Below are 16,196 nucleotides of genomic sequence, written 5' to 3' on the forward strand. Positions count from 1 at the left end.
ACAGTGTGATGGAGGGCTTCTAGATTGGCAGTAAAACCGATCGTAACGTATCCGGCGGAGGTTCTTGAAACCCCTGCCGAACCCGTTGCGTCTTTTGATAAATCATTAAAGAAACTGCTCGACAATATGTATGATACGATGCTTGAGCTGGACGGAGTCGGGCTTGCCGCCCCGCAAATCGGCGTTTTAAAAAGAGCGGCAGTCGTCGATATCGGCGATGACACGGGCAGAATTGAACTGGTCAACCCGGAGGTCATCGAAGAGAGCGGCGAACAGACGGGCCCTGAAGGCTGTTTGAGCTTTCCCGATCTATACGGTGAAGTGAAGCGTTCGGATTATGTAAAGGTCAAGGCGTTCGACCGCCGCGGAAAACCGTTCACGATTGAAGCTGAAGGCTTTTTGGCGCGGGCGCTGCTGCATGAAATCGACCATTTGGACGGTATTTTATTCACATCAAAAGTTACGCGCTATTATGATGCGGAAGAACTTGAGGAAATGGAAGGATGATTGGATGACAAGGATCGTTTTTATGGGAACGCCGGATTTTTCCGTCCCGGTGCTCAGCACATTGATTGATGACGGCTATGAGGTGGTGGGTGTCGTCACCCAGCCTGACCGCCCGAAAGGCAGAAAAAAAGTGATGACCCCTCCGCCTGTCAAGGAGGAAGCGCTGCGCCGCGGCATTCCCGTGCTCCAGCCTGAAAAAGTGAGGGAAGAAGCGGAGACGGACAGGATTTTGGCGCTTAAACCCGATCTAATTGTAACGGCGGCATTCGGGCAGATCCTGCCGAAAAAGCTCCTCGATTATCCGAAATACGGCTGTATCAATGTCCATGCCTCTCTTCTGCCCGAGCTGCGCGGAGGAGCCCCGATCCATTACGCCATTCTGGAAGGCAAAGAGAAAACGGGCGTGACGATCATGTACATGGTCGAAAAATTGGATGCAGGCGATATGCTTGCCAAAGTCGAAGTTGACATCGAAGAAACCGATAATGTCGGCACGCTCCACGACAAGCTGAGCAAGGCCGGGGCTGAGCTTCTTTCCGAAACGGTTCCGAAGGTCATTGACGGTTCGGCAACCCCTGAAAAACAGGATGAACGGGAAGCGACATATGCGCCGAACATTAAACGCGAACAGGAACTGATCGACTGGTCAAAGCCCGGCGAAGTCCTGTACAACCAAGTCAGGGGCTTGAATCCTTGGCCTGTCGCATACACGGTTTTAAGCGGCCAGACGCTGAAAGTATGGGCTGCGAAAAAATGCGAAGCCTTAAAACAGGCAGAGCCGGGAGAAATCGTCTCCGTTGAAAAAGACGGCATTGTCGTCGCTACCGGAAATGGCACCGCGTTAAAATTAACGGAAGTGCAGCCTGCGGGCAAAAAAAGAATGAAGGCCGAAGATTTTGTCAGGGGAGCGGGTCTTCAAGCCGGAATGAAATTGGGTCATAGCGATGAAAAATAATGTGAGGGAAGTCGCGCTTGATGCACTGATTAAGCTTGACCAGAATCAGGCATACAGCAATCTTTTGCTTCAGTCTGTCATGAAAGCGAACGATTTAAGCGACAAAGACAGAGGCCTTTTGACAGAACTCGTTTACGGCACCCTTCAAAACAAGCTGGCGCTCGATTATATGCTGAAGCCGTTTATTAAAAAGCCGGAAAAAGTGAAAGACTGGGTCATCCATCTGTTGAGAATGTCGCTGTACCAGATGGAATACCTGGAGAAAATCCCTGACCGGGCCGCCCTTTTTGAAGCTGTTGAAATCGCTAAAAAACGCGGGCATAAAGGAATTTCTTCATTTGTTAACGGCGTTCTGCGCTCTGTTCAGAGAGAAGGCGTGCCTTCTTTTGCTGATATTGCCGACCCGGTTGAACGCCTTGCGGTTGAGACAAGCCATCCGGAATGGCTTGTCAGGGAATGGACCGATGCCTACGGGTTCGAAGCGGCAGAACAAATCTGCCGGATTCACATGATCCCGCCGAAGCAGACGATCCGCGTCAACAGGCTGAAACACGACCGGGATACGCTTCTTTCCCGCCTGAATGAAGCGGGGATTGAGGCGGAAGAAGGCGACTTGTCCGAAGACGCTGTCAAACTGCAAAAAGGAACGATTGCGTCCACTCCTTTTTTCAAAGAAGGCGAAGTCACCATACAAGATGAAAGCTCAATGCTGGTAGCGCGAGCCCTCGGTCCTGAACGGGGAGAAACGGTGCTGGACGCCTGCGCAGCGCCGGGAGGAAAATCCACTCATATCGGCGAACTGCTCGAAGATACGGGAAAGATCATTTCCCTTGACCTTCATCAGCATAAAGTAAAGCTGATCAAAGAAGCGGCAGGCCGGATCGGGCTTTCCAACATTGAAGCAAGGGCGCTGGATGCCAGAAAAGCCGGCGAAGCCTTCGAACCGGAGCAGTTTGACCGGATTCTCGTCGACGCTCCGTGTTCGGGCTTCGGTGTCATCCGCAGAAAACCGGATCTCAAATACAGCAAAACGCCCGAAGACAGCGCGCGTCTCGCTGGGATTCAGCTGGCGATTTTAAACGAAATCGCACCTTTATTGAAAACAGGCGGGACATTGGTCTACAGCACATGCACAATGGACCCGACCGAAAATGAACAAGTCATGCATGCTTTTTTGAAAGAACACGACGAATTTGAAGCAGACCCCACCCTCGCCGAGCGGCTGCCCGAAAAAGCGGCGCCGTATGTCAAGGATGGAAGCATTCAAATCCTTCCCCACTTCTTCGGAACGGACGGCTTCTTTATTTGCAGCATGAGAAAGAAGGGATCACAATAATGGAATCGAAACAAAAAGTAAGAAAAGAATTGCGGGCAGAAAGACCGTCCATCTATTCTTTTGAAATAGAAGAACTGAAAAGCTGGCTTTCGGAAAACGGCGAAAAGCCTTTCCGCGCCGCGCAAATATTCGAATGGCTTTACGAAAAGAGAGTCACGTCATTTGAAAAGATGACAAACCTTTCAAAAGAGCTGCGGACAAAGCTGAACGAGCATTTCGTATTAACGACGCTGAAAACGGCCGTCAAGCAGACTTCACAAGATGGAACGATGAAGTTTTTATTTGAGCTTCATGACGGCTACACGATCGAAACCGTATTAATGCGGCACGAATATGGCAATTCTGTTTGTGTAACGACACAGGTGGGCTGCCGAATCGGCTGTACGTTTTGCGCGTCGACCCTCGGCGGCTTAAAGCGGAACCTGGAAGCCGGAGAGATCGTCGCCCAGGTTGTCAAAGTGCAGCAGGCGCTTGATGAAACAGATGAACGCGTCAGTTCCATCGTCATTATGGGAATCGGCGAGCCGTTCGATAATTTTCAGGAAATGCTTGCATTCCTGAAAATCGTCAACCATGATAAAGGGCTGAATATCGGGGCGCGCCATATCACCGTATCAACGAGCGGGATCATTCCGAAAATCTATGAGTTTGCAGACGAGAAGCTGCAGATCAACTTTGCGATTTCTCTGCACGCCCCGAACACTGAGATCAGAAGCCGGCTGATGCCGATCAACAGAGCCTACAAGCTGCCGGAGCTGATGAAAGCGGTCGATTACTACATTAAGAAAACCGGCAGAAGGGTTACGTTTGAATACGGGCTTTTCGGCGGTGTTAACGATCAGGTTGAACACGCGGAAGAGCTGGCTGAATTGCTAAAAGGAATCAAATGCCACGTCAACTTGATTCCGGTCAACTATGTACCTGAACGAGACTATGTCAGAACACCGAAAGAACAGATTTTCGCCTTTGAAAAAACATTAAAGTCTCATGGAGTAAATGTCACGATCAGAAGAGAGCAAGGCCATGATATTGACGCTGCCTGCGGACAGCTTCGTGCAAAGGAGCGCCAGGAAGAGACGAGGTGAATCAAGGTTGAAAACAGCCTTAAAAACGGACAGGGGAAAAATACGCCAGCACAATGAAGACGATGCCGGCATTTTCACAGAAAAAAACGGACTGGTTTTAGCTGTTGTCTGCGATGGAATGGGAGGTCATCTGGCCGGCGACGTCGCCAGCAGGATGGCCGTCTCAGCCCTTCGGGATATCTGGGAGGAAACCGAAGAAGTCCCGGCTTCGCCGGCTGAATGCGAAGCTTGGCTGAAAGAGCAGATTTCAGCCGTCAACCAAAAACTTTTCGACCATGCGAGGGCGCATGAAGAGTGCCAGGGAATGGGAACAACGGTCGTCTGCGCTTTATACACGGGAAAAACGCTGACAGTCGCCCATATCGGAGACAGCCGCTGCTATCTCCTGCAAGGCGGCCATTTCATACAGCTGACGGAAGATCACTCGCTTGTCAATGAACTCGTGCGGACAGGGGGGATTTCGAAGGAAGATGCCGAACACCATCCGCGGAAGAACGTGCTGACAAAAGCGCTTGGCACTGATCCGGAAGTGAAGGTTGAAGCCCATACTTTTGAAATCGAACCGGGCGATCAAGTTCTATTATGCTCTGACGGGCTGACGAATAAAGTAGACGATGAGTCACTGAAGGATATGCTTACAGCTCTTTCTTCTGCGGAGGAGAAAGCGGAACAGCTCGTTCAGCTGGCCAATGACAACGGCGGCGAGGACAATATCACCGTCGCGCTATTGGAACTTCCTTCTCAAATAGAAGAAGGTGAAGACAAGTGTTAATCGGCAGACGGATCAGCGGACGTTACGAAATCCTGCGCGCCATCGGCGGCGGGGGGATGGCGAACGTTTATTTAGCGCTGGACATCATCCTCGACCGTGAAGTCGCGATAAAAGTGCTGCGGTTTGACTTCGTTCACGATGCCGATTTTATCAGGCGGTTCAGAAGGGAAGCGCAGTCCGCTGCAAGCCTCGACCACCCGAATATCGTCAGCATTTATGATGTCGGAGAAGAAGATGACATCTATTATATCGTGATGGAGTATGTCGAGGGGATGACCCTGAAAGAATACATAAACCGAACAGGCCCGCTTCATCCAAAAGAAGCGGTCCAAATCATGGAGCAGATCGTATCCGCCATCGCACACGCCCATGATAACCAGATTGTTCACCGGGATATTAAGCCTCACAACATTTTGATCGACCATATGGGCCACATTAAAGTGACCGATTTCGGCATCGCCATGGCGCTCAGCTCGACGACCATTACGCACACCAACTCGGTTTTGGGCTCTGTCCATTATTTGTCGCCCGAACAGGCGAGAGGCGGATTGTCTACGAAAAAATCCGATATCTACTCGCTCGGCGTCGTGCTTTTCGAGCTGCTGACGGCGCGTATGCCGTTTGAAGGAGAATCGGCGGTCAGCATCGCGCTGAAGCATCTGCAATCAGAAACGCCGTCGGTGAAAAGGTGGAACCCGGCTGTGCCGCAAAGCATAGAAAACATCGTCCTGAAAGCGATGGCAAAAGATCCATTCCACCGCTATGAAGCGGCCGAAGAGATGGAATCCGATTTAAAAACGGCTTTCGACCCGAACAGGCTCAACGAAAAGCGATTCACGATTCCAGCTGATGATGAGATGACGAAAGCTGTTCCGATCATCAAAAACCTGCCGGAAGACGAGAGCGGCGACAAGTCCGGCGACGGAGAAGCGGAAGCGGCTCCGTTATCAAAGAAAGAAAAGAAGAAGCAGTCAAAAGCAAACAAGAAGAAAAAAAGAAAGAAATGGCCGCTTATATTGCTGACGGTGTTTTTCGTTCTCGTTGTGTCAGCCGTCTTGGCTTTGACGGTGTTTCCGTCGCTCTTTATTCCAAAAGATGTAGCCGTTCCCGATGTAGCAGGCCTTGAGTATGAAGAAGCCGTCATCAAGCTTGAAGACGAAGGGTTTGAAGTGGATCCGAATGCTGAAGACATTGCCGACGATAAAATTGAAGAAGGGCTGATCGTGAAAACGGACCCTGCAGCCGGCGATATCGTAAAGGAAGGCTCAACTGTCAAGCTTTATAAAAGCTCAGGGAAAGAGAAAACAGAAGTGGAAGATGTGGTCGGCCAGAAAGTCGATGCCGCCAAAAAGCTTCTCGAGCAAAAGGGCTTTAAAAACATCAAGACAGAAGAAGTGCACCATGAAGAAGAAGCGGGCACCATCATCGAACAGGACCCTGCAGCCGGCACCGAAATCGTTGCCGCCGACGACGAGATCAAATTAACGGTCAGCCTCGGTCCGGAAGCCATTACTTTAAGGGATTTAAAAACATACAGCAAACAGGCGGCTTCGGGCTATTTGGACGACCATCAGCTTGTCCTTGTCGAAAAGGAGGCGCATTCTGAAGATGTGCCGGAAGGTCAGGTCATCAAACAAAAGCCGGGGGCGGGGGCATCCGTCAAGCCGGGAGACAAAGTCGAGGTTACGTTTTCGCTCGGACCTGAGAAAAAACCCGTCAAAACGGTGACCGAGAAAATTGATATCCCTTATGAACCGGGAGCGGAGGGCGAGGAACAAAACGTCCAAATTTCGATCGATGATGAAGAACACAGCATTTCCGACGTCTATGAAAATTTTAAAATCACGGCGCCGGCAGAGCGGACGATCAAATTCAGGATTGCGCCCGGGCAAAAAGGGTATTATCAAGTAACGATCAACGATAAAGTAGTCAGGTCAAAAACGATTGAATATCCTGAGGATGAATAAGGGAGGTGCGATATGCCTGAGGGCAAAATCATTAAAGCATTAAGCGGATTTTACTATGTTTTGGATGGTGATCAGATCATTCAGTGCAGGGGAAGAGGGGTTTTCAGAAAAAATAAAATCACTCCTCTCGTCGGCGACGATGTCGTCTACCAGGCCGATAACGATAAAGAAGGCTACATTCTCGAGATTAAAGACAGATTCAATGAATTGGTCAGACCTCCGATCAGCAACGTGGATCAGGCGGTTCTCGTGTTTTCGGCAAAAGAGCCGACATTCAGCACGTCGCTATTGGATCGTTTTTTAGTGCTGGTTGAGGCAGGTGGCATCAGGCCGATCATATGCATTACGAAAATGGACCTCGTGGATGATGACGCGCTCAAAGAGCGGATTCACCAATATGCCGAAGACTACCGGAACATTGGGTACAGCGTCTATACGACATCGATGAAAAACGGAAGCGGCATCGAAGACATCGTCTCCCATTTTCAAGACAAAATCACCGTATTCGCCGGCCAGTCCGGCGTGGGCAAGTCTTCGCTTTTAAATGCGATCAGCCCCGAGCTTGAACTGAAAACCGCCGGGATTTCCGCCCACTTGGGAAGGGGAAAGCATACGACCCGCCATGTGGAGCTGATCGATATAAACGGCGGGCTCGTCGCCGACACCCCGGGCTTCAGCTCGCTTGAGTTTGCCGGTATTGAAGCTGAAGATTTAGGGTCTGCGTTTTTGGAAATCAGCGAAAAAAGCGCCGAATGCAAGTTCCGCGGGTGCCTGCATATGAAAGAGCCGAACTGCGCCGTCAAACGCGCCGTGGAAAATGGTGAAATCGCCCAGTATCGCTACGACCATTATGTTGAATTTTTAACAGAGATCAAAGACAGAAAGCCGAGGTATTAAGATATGGTATATGTTGCTCCTTCGATTCTTTCAGCCGATTTTGCCCGTCTAGGGGAAGAGATTCGGGATGTTGAACAAGGCGGCGCCGATTTCATCCACATCGATGTGATGGACGGCCATTTCGTTCCCAACCTGACCATCGGGCCGCTTGTAGTGGAAGCCGTCCGCCCGATCACAGAACTTCCGCTCGACGTTCATTTAATGATTGAAGCGCCTGACCGCTATATACCTGCTTTTGCAAAAGCGGGCGCCGATATTTTGTCCGTCCATGTTGAAGCGTGCCCGCACCTTCACAGGACGATCCAGCTCATCAAAGAGCAAGGAGTCAAAGCGGGTGTTGTCTTGAATCCGCATACCCCTGTGCAGCAGATCGAGCATGTGCTTGAAGACCTTGATCTCGTACTATTGATGACAGTGAATCCGGGCTTCGGCGGACAGTCGTTTATTTCCTCAGTCCTGCCGAAAATCAGGCAGGTCAAGGAGATGGCCGAGCAAAAAGGGCTCGCCGACCTGCTGATTGAAGTGGACGGCGGCGTCAACAAAATGACGGCAAGACAGTGTATCGAAGCAGGGGCAAATCTGCTTGTTGCGGGCTCTGCCGTTTATAACGAAAAAGACCGCAAAAAAGCCATTTCCGATATAAAAGGTGCGCTTGGGTAAGGTTTCCCGATGAAAAAGAGCCGGCTTTCTCAAGCTGAGCTCTTTTTTTACGGCGTTTACAGAAAGGACAATGCGATGAAAACGATCAATATTGTAGCGGGAGGTCCCGATCATCTCATTCCCGACTTGCTGCAGTATCAGGACGGCGATGCGCTTTGGGTCGGGGTTGACAGAGGTGCTGTAACCCTTTTGGCAGCGGGGATCGTGCCTGATGAAGCGTTCGGGGATTTTGACAGCATCACAGACGAGCAAAAAAAAGCGATTGAAAAGGCGGCTCCCCGCCTCCATATTTATCAGGCGGAAAAAGATCAGACGGACTTGGACCTTGCGTTGAGCTGGGCGGTCGGACAGCGGCCTTCATGCATTAGAATGTTCGGCATTTCGGGAGGCAGAGCAGACCATTTTCTCGGGAATCTGCATCTCCTTTACACCGCGATGAAGCAAAATGTCAAGACCGTCATGATCGACCGCCAAAATACGATCAGCATGCACCCCCAAGGCTCTTACACCGTCATGCGTGATCAAACAAAACCGTACATTTCATTCCTGCCGTTTACGGAGACGGTAAAAAACCTTTCCCTCGAAGGATTTAAGTATTCTTTAAATAAGTGTCATATTGCTCTAGGTTCGACACTATGTATTAGTAACGAACTCATCCATTCACAAGGTGCTTTTTCGTTTTCTGAAGGCATATTAATAATGATAAGAAGCACTGATTAAATATCCTGGCGCTTCCGCTCGCTTTGTGTTTGGGATCCGATGTTGAAGGTGGATGCGGTTGCGGACTCTTTGAGGAGGGAAGGGAATGAAATTTTACACCATTAAATTACCGAAGTTTTTAGGGGGAATCGTCCGGGCGATGCTTGGCTCGTTTCGCAAAGACTAAGAAGCGCCGGGTGCGCTTTTTTTGCGGAGCGGGTCAAAGGGCTCTCCCCGGATGGCAAGCAAAAGAACGAAAAAACGCCTGCCTAAAGCGTACAGTCGCTCTTGGCAGGCGTTTATTTTTTCTTATACACGCTCAACTTTTCCAGATTTCAAAGCTCGAGCAGATACATATACTTTTTTAGGCTTGCCGTTCACAAGGATGCGCACTTTTTGAACGTTAGCGCCCCATGTGCGTTTAGAAGCGTTCATCGCGTGAGAACGAGAGTTGCCAGAACGTGATTTTCTGCCTGTAATAACGCATTTACGTGCCATTTGTTTCCCTCCTAACTATCAAAAAAAACATCATCATTCATTATCAGTTGATCACCTGTGATGCTTCAGATACTTTAATAATTTACCACAGCTGAAAACCGTTTGCAACTATTGATTGCTCTGCTTTCAAGAAAAATCCCTTGACATCTTGAAAAAATGAACGCGCTGTAGTATAAGTAGGGTTAGGTTTGGAGAGAAGCCTGCCTGTTCTTTTAAAAAGAAGGTCCTTATAGTAGAATGATGTTAACCAGAGGTCAGAAGCGAGACTCGAAAAGGAGGAACCAACGTGTCCATTGAATTCCGAACAAAATACGGACAGATTGATATATCAAACGAAGTGGTCGCCATGGTTGCGGGAGGCGCAGCGATCGACTGCTACGGGATCGTAGGTATGGCATCCAAGAACCAAATTAAAGACGGACTGACTGAAATCCTCAGAAAAGAAAACTTTGCAAGAGGCGTCATCGTCCGCCAGGAAGAAGATCGTATTCATATTGACATGTACATCATTGTCAGCTACGGAACAAAAATTTCAGAAGTGGCACATAATGTTCAAACAAAAGTCAAATATACGCTCGACCATACAGTGGGTCTTGCAGTGGAGTCCGTAAATATTTACGTTCAAGGAGTACGAGTGACGAACCCGTAGTTAGGAGGAAAACAAGAGTGTCTATACGAAATCTGGATGGAAAAGCTTTTGCAGAAATGGTTCTGTACGGCGCACGCCATCTGTCTCAAAACGCAAATGTAGTTGATGCGTTAAATGTATTTCCGGTTCCGGACGGAGATACAGGAACGAACATGAATCTGTCGATGACATCCGGTGCAAAAGAAGTGGAGCAGATCGATGCCGCCAATATCGGCAAAGTGGCACAAAGCCTGTCAAGAGGGCTTCTGATGGGAGCGCGGGGAAACTCGGGCGTCATTTTATCCCAGCTGTTCAGAGGCTTTGGCAAATCGATTGAACAGAAATCGGAAATTAACGCCAAAGAATTTGCCGCCGCGTTCCAGGCCGGAGTGGACACTGCCTACAAGGCCGTCATGAAGCCTGTCGAAGGCACGATCTTGACGGTTGCCAAAGATGCGGCAAAAAAAGCAGTGCTCACCGCTCAAACTGAAACCGATATCATCAAGGTGATGGAAGCCGTCGTGAATGAAGCGGAGGCTTCATTGGAGCGGACGCCTGAGCTGCTTCCGGTTTTAAAGGAAGTCGGTGTCGTCGACAGCGGCGGAAAAGGGCTTCTTTACGTGTATGAAGGGTTTCTCGCTTCTTTAAAGGGAGAAAAGCTTTCTGAAAAAGCGGCCGCTCTTCCGTCATTGGATGATCTTGTCAGCGCGGAGCACCATAAAAACGCTCAAAGCCACATGAATACAGAAGACATCGAATTCGGCTATTGCACGGAATTTATGGTAAAGCTCGACAGCGGTAAAAGAAACTTTAATGAAGATGCGTTCCGCCAGGATTTAAGCGGCTTCGGTGATTCACTGCTCGTCGTCTCAGACGAAAATATCGCCAAGGTGCACATCCACGCCGAATATCCGGGGGAAGTCATGACTTATGCGCAAAAATACGGCAGCTTAATCAACATGAAAATCGAAAACATGAGAGAGCAGCACAGCGCGATTCTCAATCAGAACAAACAGGAGGCAGCTGCCCCGGCAGAAAAAGCGCCGGCTGAAAAGCAGCCGTACGGCGTCGTCACAGTGGCCATGGGAGAAGGAATCGCCGAACTTTTCGAAAGCATCGGCGCCACAAAGGTCATCGAAGGCGGTCAGACGATGAATCCGAGCACGGAAGACATCGTTCAGGCGATAAAAGACGCCAACGCGGACACGGTCGTGATTCTGCCGAATAATTCAAACATTGTCATGGCGGCGAACCAGGCCGCGGATGTTGCCGGACAACATGTGATTGTCATCCCGACGAAGACCGTTCCTCAAGGAATGGCCGCGCTCCTCGCATTCAACCCGGCCCTTGGAGCGGACGAGAATGAAGCCGCTATGCTCGGTGCGATCGGCGAGGTGAAAAGCGGACAAATCACCTATGCGGTCAGAGACACTAACATTGACGGCATCGATATTAAAAAAGGCGATTTTATGGGCATCTTAAACGGTAAAATCGTTGAGACGGCATCTGACCAGTTAGCAGCAGCGAAAAAGCTGCTCGCAGGCATGATCGATGAAGACAGTGAAATCGTCACTGTGATCAAAGGGGAAGACGCGCCGGAAGAAGAGGCCGAAGAACTCGCAGCCTTTATCAGCGAGACATACGAAGACGTTGAAGTGGAAGTGCACGACGGAAAACAGCCGCTGTATTCCTACATTCTGGCTGTTGAATAATCGATCAAAGGCAGAAGGGCATGATGATAAAAGCCCTTCTCTTCTTTTGGCTTTTTTTAAAGCATCAGCCCGCTCGGACGTTGTCTGCTTGCCAATTGGGGAATGATCGATTAGTCTAAAAAAAACGGCTTTTTTTCCTCCGTACAGCGGGGGAATCTGTGTGTAAAAGGGGGATAAGGATGAAGTACAGAAGTGTGTTTGATATTATCGGGCCCGTCATGATCGGTCCGTCAAGTTCTCATACGGCCGGCGCGGCCAGAATCGGCAGAGTCGCCAGAAGCGTGTTTGGGAGGGAGCCGAAACAAATCGTTGTGTCATTGTACGGTTCTTTTGCCGAGACGTATAAAGGACATGGAACAGATGTTGCGATCATCGGCGGCCTTTTGGATTTTGATACATTTGATGAAAGAATCAAAGATTCGATCCGCCTAGCTGAAGAAAAGGGAATCGCCATCGAGTTCCGGGAAGAAGAAGCGGTTCCAACGCATCCCAATACAGCCCGCATCCTCATCTCTGATGATGAAGGCTCTCTTGAACTCGCAGGCATCTCAATCGGCGGGGGGAAAATCGAAATCATTGAGCTGAACGGCTTTGAGCTCAGATTGTCGGGAAATCACCCTGCTATTTTAGTCGTCCATAACGACCGCTACGGAACGATTGCAGGCGTAGCCAATGTGCTTGCAAAGTTCGCAATCAACATCGGCCATATGGAAGTGGCCCGCAAAGACGTCGGCCAGGAAGCGCTCATGACGATTGAGGTCGATCAAACGATCGATCCGGCTGTTTTTGAAGAATTGAGAGCGCTGCCGAACATCATTGAGGTGACCCAGATCGCTGACTAAAAGGAGGGTGAGACGATATGTTTCGAAATGTAAAAGAATTAATTCAGCTGACAAAAGAAAAGAACGTGTCCATCTCTGAAATCATGATCGCACAGGAGATCGAGGTGTCAGGCCGGACGCGGGAAGAAATATTCGAGCAGATGGAAGCCAACTTGACCGTGATGGAAGATGCTGTGCAAAAAGGTGTTGAAGGCGTCGTGTCGCACTCCGGATTGACGGGGGGAGACGCCGTTAAGCTTCAAGCCTATCTCAAATCGGGCAAAGGGCTGTCAGGGGATGTCATCCTTGACGCTGTCAGCAAAGCGGTTGCGACAAATGAAGTCAACGCTGCGATGGGAACGATTTGCGCAACGCCGACGGCCGGTTCGGCCGGCGTTGTCCCGGGGACGCTTTTTGCGGTAAAAGAGAAACTTCAGCCGACGAAAGAGCAGATGGTTCGCTTTTTATTTACATCGGGAGCGTTCGGATTCGTCGTTGCCAACAATGCGAGCATTTCGGGAGCCGCGGGAGGCTGTCAGGCTGAAGTCGGCTCGGCCTCGGGCATGGCGGCTGCCGCCACCGTCGAAATGGCGGGCGGAACCCCTGAACAGTGCGCCGAAGCGATGGCCATCGCTTTAAAAAACGTACTCGGTCTAGTCTGCGATCCTGTCGCAGGGCTTGTTGAGGTGCCGTGTGTGAAGCGGAACGCAATGGGCGCAGCCAACGCGATGGTCGCGGCTGATATGGCGCTTGCCGGCATTACAAGCCGCATTCCATGCGATGAAGTGATCGATGCGATGTATAAAATCGGGCAGACGATGCCGACGGCACTGAGGGAAACAGGCCGGGGCGGTCTTGCTGCAACACCGACGGGCAAAGAATTGGAGAAAAAAATATTCGGAGGAGCGTCAGCTGCACGTGGAACACAATCTGCAACTTAGTATATCTGTTATAAAAGGCGTCGGGACGGAAACGGAAAAAACGTTAAATGAGCTCGGAATCTATACGGTTCTTGATCTTTTAAACTACTTCCCGTACCGATATGACGATTATGAATTGCGCGATTTGGAAGAAGTGGCACACGACGAACGAGTGACGGTAGAAGGGAAGGTTCACAGCGAGCCTTCTCTTGCCTATTACGGGAAAAAGCGGAGCCGCCTCACGTTCCGGCTATTGGTCGGAAACTATTTGATCACAGCAGTTTGTTTTAACAGGCCTTATTTGAAAAAAAAGCTTGCGATCGGTTCGATCGTTACCGTAACCGGAAAATGGGACAAGCACAGACAATCCGTGATGGTACAGGAGCTGAAAAACGGGCCGCACCAAGGTGACCAGTCGATTGAGCCCGTTTACTCCGTCAAAGAAAATATCACCGTAAAGACAATGAGGAAATTGATTCAGGAAGCCGTCCGCAGCCATTTGCCGTCTGCCGAAGACCCCCTTCCGGAAAAGCTTAGGACCGCCTATAAACTTCTGTCTTACCAGGAGGCGGTGAAGGCGATGCACAAGCCCGAGTCGAGGGAAGCTTTAAAACATGCGCGGCGCCGCTTTGTATATGAAGAATTTTTACTGTTTCAGCTGAAAATGCAGGCTTTACGGAAGTTCGAGCGGGAAGCGTCCGACGGAATCAGCCACACCTTTAAAACGGAAGACGTCAATTCGTTTGTCAAAAGCCTCCCGTTTCCTTTGACAAACGCGCAGGCGAAAGCGCTCGACGACATATTAAGGGACATGGCTTCAGGGTATAAAATGAATCGGCTTTTACAAGGAGACGTCGGATCAGGCAAAACGGCCGTCGCCGCGATTGCGTTATACGCCTCGCTGCTTTCGGGATTCCAGGGAGCGATGATGGTGCCGACCGAAATACTGGCGGAACAGCACGCCGATTCATTGGTATCCCTCTTTGAGCAGTACGATGTCAATGTTGCGCTTTTAACAAGCTCTGTGAAAGGGAAAAGGAGAAGAGAGCTTTTAGAAAGATTAAAAGAAGGAGAAATTGATATTTTGGTGGGGACGCACGCCCTTATTCAGGACGATGTCCATTTTAAACAGCTCGGTCTCGTGATCACCGATGAACAGCACCGCTTCGGTGTCGAGCAAAGAAAAAAACTGAGAAGCAAAGGGAAAGATCCCGATGTCTTGTTTATGACGGCGACGCCGATTCCAAGGACACTGGCGATTACGGTTTTCGGGGAAATGGATGTGTCCGTCATCGATGAAATGCCGGCTGGGCGAAAGCGGATCGAGACTTATTGGGTGAAGCACGACATGCTCGAACGAATTCTCGCGTTTATCGAAAAAGAACTGAAAAAAGGCAGACAGGCATATGTGATTTGTCCCTTGATCGAAGAATCGGACAAGCTCGACGTTCAAAACGCCATCGATGTGCACAGCATGCTGACCCATGCTTTCAGAGGAAGGTGGCAGATCGGTCTCATGCACGGAAAGCTCTCAAATGACGAGAAAGAACAGGTGATGAGGCAGTTCAGCAAAAACGAATGCCAGATTCTCGTTTCCACAACCGTCGTTGAAGTCGGCGTAAACGTTCCGAATGCGACGGTCATGCTGATCTATGATGCCGACCGGTTCGGTCTTTCCCAGCTGCACCAGCTTCGCGGCCGGGTCGGGCGGGGCGACCACCAGTCGTATTGCATCCTGATGGCAGACCCGAAATCTGAAACGGGCAAAGAGCGCATGAGCATCATGTCTGAGACGACCGACGGCTTTGAGCTTTCTGAAAAGGACCTTGAACTCAGAGGACCCGGGGACTTCTTCGGCAAAAAACAGAGCGGGATGCCGGAGTTTAAAGTCGCTGACATGGTTCACGACTACCGCGCGCTGGAAACGGCAAGAAGAGACGCTGCAGAACTTGTCTCTTCAAAGGCGTTCTGGACGGATGCCGAATATGAAAGCCTGCGGGAACACTTGCAAAACAGCGGGGTGATGGAAGGAGAAAAGCTGAGCTGACCTGGAAGTCCTGTGAAAATTTATTGTCGGCGGGTAAAGAAAGATTGCATTCCAATCTATGAAATTATATACTACTATTAGTACCTAGTCATAATTGCGCGGATGGTGTTTAAAAACATGAGAAAAAGTAAGAGAGAACGCCAAGAATTGCTGCAGCAGACGATTCGTACGACCCCGTTTATTACGGACGAGGAGTTAGCGGAGAAATTTAACGTCAGCATTCAGACGATTCGCTTGGACCGTTTGGAACTTTCCATACCTGAACTGAGAGAAAGAATCAAAAGTGTTGCCGAGAAATCTCTTGAAGATGAAGTCAAGTCTCTCCCGCTCGACGAGGTCATCGGCGAGATCATTGATTTGGAGCTGGATGAGCACGCGATTTCCATTCTGGAGATCAGAACGGAGCACGTTTTCAGCCGAAATCAAATCGCCAGGGGACACCATTTGTTTGCCCAGGCCAACTCGCTCGCCGTCGCCCTCATCGACGATGAGCTCGCATTGACGGCCAAAGCGGACATCCGCTTTACCAGGCAGGTCAAGCAAGGCGAACGGGTCGTTGCAAAAGCGAAAGTCGTAAAGCTTGATAAAGATAAAGGCAGAACGGTTGTTGAAGTGAACAGCTATGTTGCCGAAGAGCCTGTGTTTTCAGGCGAATTTGTCATGTATCGTTCAAAACAATCATAGAAGGTGGC

General features: G+C 49.9%; 17 protein-coding genes. 16 read left to right on the forward strand and 1 reads right to left on the reverse strand.

Annotated features, from left to right (window positions below):
- The first annotated feature begins 24 nt into the window (after positions 1–24).
- From def to spoVM, 10 genes are all read left to right on the forward strand, one after another.
- The gene (gene def, locus MKZ04_RS03985) at positions 25–507 is read left to right on the forward strand and encodes a peptide deformylase (protein WP_020451347.1); all 483 of its coding nucleotides are present in this window, start codon (positions 25–27) and stop codon (positions 505–507) included.
- A 4-nt stretch (positions 508–511) separates the two neighbouring features.
- The gene (gene fmt / locus MKZ04_RS03990) at positions 512–1,462 is read left to right on the forward strand and encodes a methionyl-tRNA formyltransferase (protein WP_075213234.1); all 951 of its coding nucleotides are present in this window, start codon (positions 512–514) and stop codon (positions 1,460–1,462) included.
- Positions 1,452–2,798: a 16S rRNA (cytosine(967)-C(5))-methyltransferase RsmB gene (rsmB, locus tag MKZ04_RS03995; protein WP_035338795.1), complete on the forward strand. Its 1,347-nt coding sequence runs from the start codon at positions 1,452–1,454 to the stop codon at positions 2,796–2,798. The genes fmt and rsmB overlap by 11 nt, the downstream gene beginning before the upstream one ends.
- Positions 2,798–3,883 (forward strand): 23S rRNA (adenine(2503)-C(2))-methyltransferase RlmN, encoded by a 1,086-nt coding sequence (rlmN, locus tag MKZ04_RS04000; RefSeq protein ID WP_023857226.1) that lies wholly within the window; start codon positions 2,798–2,800, stop codon positions 3,881–3,883. The genes rsmB and rlmN overlap by 1 nt, the downstream gene beginning before the upstream one ends.
- 7 nt (positions 3,884–3,890) lie before the next feature.
- A complete protein-coding gene (locus tag MKZ04_RS04005; RefSeq protein ID WP_026579742.1) occupies positions 3,891–4,655 on the forward strand; it encodes a Stp1/IreP family PP2C-type Ser/Thr phosphatase in 765 nt (254 codons plus the stop codon).
- Complete coding sequence (gene pknB, locus MKZ04_RS04010) at positions 4,649–6,622, forward strand: Stk1 family PASTA domain-containing Ser/Thr kinase (protein WP_341045347.1); 1,974 nt, start codon at positions 4,649–4,651, stop codon at positions 6,620–6,622. The genes MKZ04_RS04005 and pknB overlap by 7 nt, the downstream gene beginning before the upstream one ends.
- Positions 6,623–6,634: 12 nt before the next feature.
- Complete coding sequence (gene rsgA / locus MKZ04_RS04015) at positions 6,635–7,519, forward strand: ribosome small subunit-dependent GTPase A (protein WP_035338792.1); 885 nt, start codon at positions 6,635–6,637, stop codon at positions 7,517–7,519.
- A 3-nt stretch (positions 7,520–7,522) separates the two neighbouring features.
- The gene (gene rpe / locus MKZ04_RS04020; RefSeq protein WP_039072720.1) at positions 7,523–8,179 is read left to right on the forward strand and encodes a ribulose-phosphate 3-epimerase; all 657 of its coding nucleotides are present in this window, start codon (positions 7,523–7,525) and stop codon (positions 8,177–8,179) included.
- A gap of 75 nt (positions 8,180–8,254) precedes the next feature.
- The gene (locus MKZ04_RS04025; protein ID WP_025811376.1) at positions 8,255–8,899 is read left to right on the forward strand and encodes a thiamine diphosphokinase; all 645 of its coding nucleotides are present in this window, start codon (positions 8,255–8,257) and stop codon (positions 8,897–8,899) included.
- Positions 8,900–8,984: 85 nt separating this feature from the next.
- Positions 8,985–9,065 (forward strand): stage V sporulation protein SpoVM, encoded by an 81-nt coding sequence (gene spoVM, locus MKZ04_RS04030; protein WP_003221545.1) that lies wholly within the window; start codon positions 8,985–8,987, stop codon positions 9,063–9,065.
- Positions 9,066–9,187: 122 nt separating this feature from the next.
- Here spoVM and rpmB read toward each other — a convergent pair whose 3' ends face one another.
- Positions 9,188–9,376, reverse strand: a complete 189-nt coding sequence (rpmB, locus tag MKZ04_RS04035) for a 50S ribosomal protein L28 (RefSeq protein WP_003181685.1) — start codon at positions 9,374–9,376, stop codon at positions 9,188–9,190.
- Between the two features lie 286 nt (positions 9,377–9,662).
- Between rpmB and MKZ04_RS04040 the strand changes: the two genes are divergently transcribed.
- From MKZ04_RS04040 to fapR, 6 genes are all read left to right on the forward strand, one after another.
- Entirely contained in the window at positions 9,663–10,025 is a 363-nt protein-coding gene (locus MKZ04_RS04040) for an Asp23/Gls24 family envelope stress response protein (RefSeq protein ID WP_341045348.1), read from the forward strand.
- Between the two features lie 17 nt (positions 10,026–10,042).
- A complete protein-coding gene (locus MKZ04_RS04045) occupies positions 10,043–11,716 on the forward strand; it encodes a DAK2 domain-containing protein (RefSeq protein ID WP_023857220.1) in 1,674 nt (557 codons plus the stop codon).
- A gap of 179 nt (positions 11,717–11,895) precedes the next feature.
- Positions 11,896–12,558 carry an L-serine ammonia-lyase, iron-sulfur-dependent subunit beta gene (sdaAB, locus tag MKZ04_RS04050; protein ID WP_020451357.1) on the forward strand — a complete coding sequence of 221 codons (663 nt, stop codon included), beginning with the start codon at positions 11,896–11,898 and terminating at the stop codon, positions 12,556–12,558.
- Between the two features lie 17 nt (positions 12,559–12,575).
- Positions 12,576–13,478, forward strand: a complete 903-nt coding sequence (gene sdaAA, locus MKZ04_RS04055; protein WP_341045349.1) for an L-serine ammonia-lyase, iron-sulfur-dependent, subunit alpha — start codon at positions 12,576–12,578, stop codon at positions 13,476–13,478.
- The gene (gene recG / locus MKZ04_RS04060) at positions 13,456–15,504 is read left to right on the forward strand and encodes an ATP-dependent DNA helicase RecG (protein ID WP_020451359.1); all 2,049 of its coding nucleotides are present in this window, start codon (positions 13,456–13,458) and stop codon (positions 15,502–15,504) included. The genes sdaAA and recG overlap by 23 nt, the downstream gene beginning before the upstream one ends.
- 117 nt (positions 15,505–15,621) lie before the next feature.
- Positions 15,622–16,188, forward strand: coding sequence for a transcription factor FapR (gene fapR / locus MKZ04_RS04065; RefSeq protein WP_020451360.1), 567 nt, complete (start codon positions 15,622–15,624; stop codon positions 16,186–16,188).
- Positions 16,189–16,196: the final 8 nt, after the last annotated feature.

Origin of the sequence: Bacillus sp. FSL W7-1354 (assembly GCF_038002405.1) — a bacterium.
GTDB classification, from domain to species: Bacteria; Bacillota; Bacilli; order Bacillales; family Bacillaceae; genus Bacillus; species Bacillus paralicheniformis.

Bases quoted from the DNA above. Each gene is read 5' to 3' on its own strand.
- MKZ04_RS04025 (WP_025811376.1), top strand. From the start codon at position 8,255: ATGAAAACGATCAATATTGTAGCGGGAGGTCCCGATCATCTCATTCCC.
- spoVM (WP_003221545.1), top strand. From the start codon at position 8,985: ATGAAATTTTACACCATTAAATTACCGAAGTTTTTAGGGGGAATCGTC.
- sdaAA (WP_341045349.1), top strand. From the start codon at position 12,576: ATGTTTCGAAATGTAAAAGAATTAATTCAGCTGACAAAAGAAAAGAAC.
- rsgA (WP_035338792.1), top strand. From the start codon at position 6,635: ATGCCTGAGGGCAAAATCATTAAAGCATTAAGCGGATTTTACTATGTT.
- fapR (WP_020451360.1), top strand. From the start codon at position 15,622: ATGAGAAAAAGTAAGAGAGAACGCCAAGAATTGCTGCAGCAGACGATT.
- fmt (WP_075213234.1), top strand. From the start codon at position 512: ATGACAAGGATCGTTTTTATGGGAACGCCGGATTTTTCCGTCCCGGTG.
- sdaAB (WP_020451357.1), top strand. From the start codon at position 11,896: ATGAAGTACAGAAGTGTGTTTGATATTATCGGGCCCGTCATGATCGGT.
- rsmB (WP_035338795.1), top strand. From the start codon at position 1,452: ATGAAAAATAATGTGAGGGAAGTCGCGCTTGATGCACTGATTAAGCTT.
- rpmB (WP_003181685.1), bottom strand. From the start codon at position 9,376: ATGGCACGTAAATGCGTTATTACAGGCAGAAAATCACGTTCTGGCAAC.
- rlmN (WP_023857226.1), top strand. From the start codon at position 2,798: ATGGAATCGAAACAAAAAGTAAGAAAAGAATTGCGGGCAGAAAGACCG.
- rpe (WP_039072720.1), top strand. From the start codon at position 7,523: ATGGTATATGTTGCTCCTTCGATTCTTTCAGCCGATTTTGCCCGTCTA.